This is a genomic window from Dietzia sp. 111N12-1 (genome assembly GCF_001658045.1).
GTDB classification, from domain to species: domain Bacteria; phylum Actinomycetota; class Actinomycetes; order Mycobacteriales; family Mycobacteriaceae; genus Dietzia; species Dietzia kunjamensis.
Genome location: NZ_LSSV01000070.1, coordinates 1 through 3,689, shown reverse-complemented (window position 1 = coordinate 3,689; position 3,689 = coordinate 1). Strand labels below are relative to the sequence as shown.

At 70.0% G+C, this 3,689-nt stretch carries 3 protein-coding genes; all 3 read left to right on the top strand.

Annotated features, from left to right (window positions below; translation table 11 throughout):
- The first annotated feature begins 137 nt into the window (after positions 1 to 137).
- The gene (locus AYO52_RS14340) at positions 138 to 884 is read left to right on the top strand and encodes a TetR family transcriptional regulator (RefSeq protein ID WP_067718756.1); all 747 of its coding nucleotides are present in this window, start codon (positions 138 to 140) and stop codon (positions 882 to 884) included.
- Positions 881 to 2,485, top strand: a complete 1,605-nt coding sequence (locus tag AYO52_RS14335; protein ID WP_067718753.1) for an MDR family MFS transporter — start codon at positions 881 to 883, stop codon at positions 2,483 to 2,485. The genes AYO52_RS14340 and AYO52_RS14335 overlap by 4 nt, the downstream gene beginning before the upstream one ends.
- A 120-nt stretch (positions 2,486 to 2,605) precedes the next feature.
- A complete protein-coding gene (locus AYO52_RS14330) occupies positions 2,606 to 3,556 on the top strand; it encodes an acyl-CoA thioesterase (protein WP_067718750.1) in 951 nt (316 codons plus the stop codon).
- The last annotated feature ends 133 nt before the right edge of the window (positions 3,557 to 3,689 follow it).

The following is a 3,689-nucleotide window of genomic DNA, read 5'->3' as shown; positions in this document are numbered from 1 at the left end:
CCTAGGCCGCTAGACGACGGGGGCTTGGCACTCGACCACTATATCCGGATGGTGGACGACGAACCAAATCGCGACATCACCCCCGTACACCGGGTGTAAAGATGCACTCGGTGAAGTAAGCGGCTATCGTGACCGGCATGTCCTCTCCCCCCGACCCCGACTCCCTGCGCGACCGGAAGCGTCGCGCGACCATGGTGTCCATAGAGAACGCGGCGACCTCCCTGGTGCTCGAGTACGGCTTCGACGCGGTGACGGTCGACCAGATCTGCGCCGCCGCCGAGATCTCCAAGCGGACGTTCTTCAACTACGTGCCCTCCAAGGAGGCCGCCGTCATCGGCGCCACGCCCGAGGACGTCTCCGAGGCCGACCGCGCCGCCTTCCTCGACCGCGGCGAGGAGGGCGTTCTCGACGCGCTACTCCGTCTCTACCTCGCCGCCTTCGCGGCGACCCGTACCGCCGACAGGGACCAGACCGCCACGCTGGCCCAGCGCCGCCGGGCCATCTTCCGCGCCGAGCCCGAGCTGGCGGCCGCGCGGATGACCGCCTCGTCGCGCTTCCAACTCCGCCTGACCGACCTGGTCATCGTGCACCTCGACCGGCACCCGTCGCTGCGTCGGCTGGCCGGGGTGGCGGTCGAGGCCGAGGCCCGGGCCTGCGTGGCCCTGGTCGCGGCATCGGCGAACCTCGGGCTGTCCGCGTGGCTCGCCCGCGACTCGGCCACCTTCGAGGACCTCGACGGTGACTGCGCCACCGCGCTGCGGCAACTCGCCCTGCTCGCGGGAGCACCCGACACCACCGCGCCCGACACCACCGCACCCACCGCACCCTCCGCCACGGCGCCCACCGCACCCTCCGCCTCACATCCCGCCGGGAGTCCCGCATGAGCGAAACCGATATCCGCACTACCGCGCCCTCCCCCGGCGCCGATCCGGGAACCGCGACCTCCGCGGCTCCGGCGCCGGTGACCCACAACGTGCCGCTGGTGTTCACCTCCCTGCTGCTCGGGATGCTCATCGTCTCCCTGGGCCAGATGATCTTCGCCACGGCACTGCCGACCATCGTGGCCGACCTCGGTGGGGTCGACCGGATGAGCTGGGTCATCACCGTCTACCTGCTCACCATGACGATCGGCCTGCCGGTCTACGGCAAACTCGGCGACCAGATCGGCCGCAAGCCGCTCTTCGTGACCGCGATCCTCCTGTTCTCCGCGGGCTCTCTTCTGGGGGCGGTCGCGTGGGACATCGACCTGCTCATCGTGGCCCGCGCGATCCAGGGCCTCGGTGGCGGTGGTCTCATGGTGCTCTCCCAGGCGATCGTCGCCGACGTCGTCCCCGCTCGGCAGCGCGGCCGTTACATGGGCGTGCTGGGCGCCGTCTTCGGACTGTCCTCCGTTCTGGGCCCCCTGCTCGGCGGGTTCTTCACCGAGGGCCCCGGCTGGCGCTGGGCCCTGTGGTTCAACCTCCCCGTGTGCCTGGTCGCCCTCGTCGTGGCCGTGGTCTGGCTCCGCCTGCCGAATCGTGGCGCCGGTCGACGAACCGACTGGCCCGGCACGGTCCTCATGGCCACCGGCACCACCGCTCTGATCCTCATCTCCTCCTGGGGCGGTAACCGGTACGACTGGACGGACCCGATGATCCTCGGCATGGGCGCCCTGTTCGTCGTGTGCGCGGTCGCGTTCGTCCTGGTTGAGTTGCGCTCGGAACACCCGCTGATCCCCATGACGCTGTTCGCCGAGCGGAACTTCTCGCTCTCGACCGGCGCCGGGCTCCTGGTCGGTGTCGCGATGTTTGGCTGCATGGCGTACCTGCCCACCTACATCCAGATGGTCCACGGGCTCGGCCCCACCGCCGCCGGACTGATGATGACGCCGATGATGGCCGGCATGATGGGCACGTCCATCATCGTGGGCAACATCGTCAGCCGGACCGGCCGTTACAAGTGGTACCCGGTGGTCGGCACCGTGATCATGGCCGCGGGCCTGTGGCTCATCGGTTCGCTGGAGGCCGGAGACACCCTGGTGCACCTGGGCGTGGTGCTGTTCGTGTTCGGCTTCGGACTCGGATTGTGCATGCAACTGCTCGTGCTGATCGTGCAGAACACCTTCCCGATCACGATGGTCGGCACCGCCACGGCGTCCAACAACTTCTTCCGCCAGATCGGCGGCACCATGGGTTCGGCGATCGTGGGTTCGCTGTTCGTCAGCCGGCTCGCCGATCTCATGGGCGAGCGGGTCCCCGCCGCGGCCGCGGAACTCGGTCCCGAGGGCGCCGCGGTGGCCGAGACCTTCTCGAACGGTTCGGGTGCGGCCAACTCCATGAGCCCGGAGATCCTGGCCGCGTTGCCCGGGCCCCTGCACGACGCGATCGTCAGCTCCTACAACGACGCGTTGGTGCCGATCTACCACGTCGTGGTGCCGCTCATCCTGGTCGCCACGGTGCTGCTGCTGTTCGTGCGCGAGGACACCCTCAAAGAGACGGTGGACTGATTCTCCTCCCACGCCCCCGCGTCCCGGCTCACCGTCCGTCGGCGCGGGGGTGAGGAGTCCGTCACGGAATCCGTACGCGCGGCAACCGTCCCGTCACGCGCCGTCACTAGCGTGCGGAGCGTGACCACACCTCGTCAGACCGTCCTGCGGTTCCTCGCTGCGCCCACCGATGTCGGCACGGGCACGCAGGTGCACACCGGCCGCATCCTCGAGTGGATCGACAAGGCCGCCTACGCCCTGGCGGCGGGGTGGTCCGGCGGATACGCCGTCACCGCCTATGTCGGGAACATCCGCTTCTCCCGCCCGGTCGTCTCCGGCGAACTCATCGAGGTCTCGGCCCGACTCGTCCACACGGGTTCGACGTCGATGCACATCCAGTGCGACGTCCGGGCCTGCGATCCCGTGACGCTCGACTACCGGCACTGCGCCGAGTGCCTCGTGGTCTTCATCGCCGTCCGCGACGGCGCGCCCACCCCCGTACCTCCCTGGACGCCCGCCTCCCGCCTGGAGGTCCACGAGTCCGACGAGGCTGTCATGCGCATCGGGCTGCGCAAGGACATCGAACGGGCGATGGCGGAGCAGACCTATTCCGCCGCGGGCACAGCGCCTCGTTCGACCCTGCGGTTCCTCGCGGCACCCGGGGACGTCAACTGGGGCGGCAACGCGCACGGCGGGCGCATCATGTCCTGGATCGACGACGCGGCGAACCTCTGCGCCACCCGGTGGTCGGGTACCCCCTGCACCTCGGTGTACGCCGGCGGTGTCCGGTTCTACCACCCGGTGAAGATCGGCCACGTCGTGGAGGTGGAGGCCCGTCTGCTGCACACGGGTCACGAGACCATGCACGTCTCGGTCCATGTGAGCTCCGGAGAGGCCACCTCTCCGGAGAGGACGCTCACCACCCACTGCCTGACCGTCTGTGCGGCACTCGGGCCGGACGGTAGACCCACCCCGGTGCCCCGGTGGGCCCCGGTGTCCGCCGAGGACCACGCACTGGACGAGCACGCCCGCCATCTCATCCGCCTCCGGGGGCGGGGCAGGGTGACCGGGCCGGTCCGGGCCCCGCCCTGAACGGCGACCGGCATGCGGGGGGCCGACGGCCGGCCGCGACCCTGGACTCCGCCCCCGTCCCCCGCAACGAGGAAGGCGCCCGGAGCGTTGTGCTCCGGGCGCCTTCTGCTGTACCCCCGATGGGATTCGAACC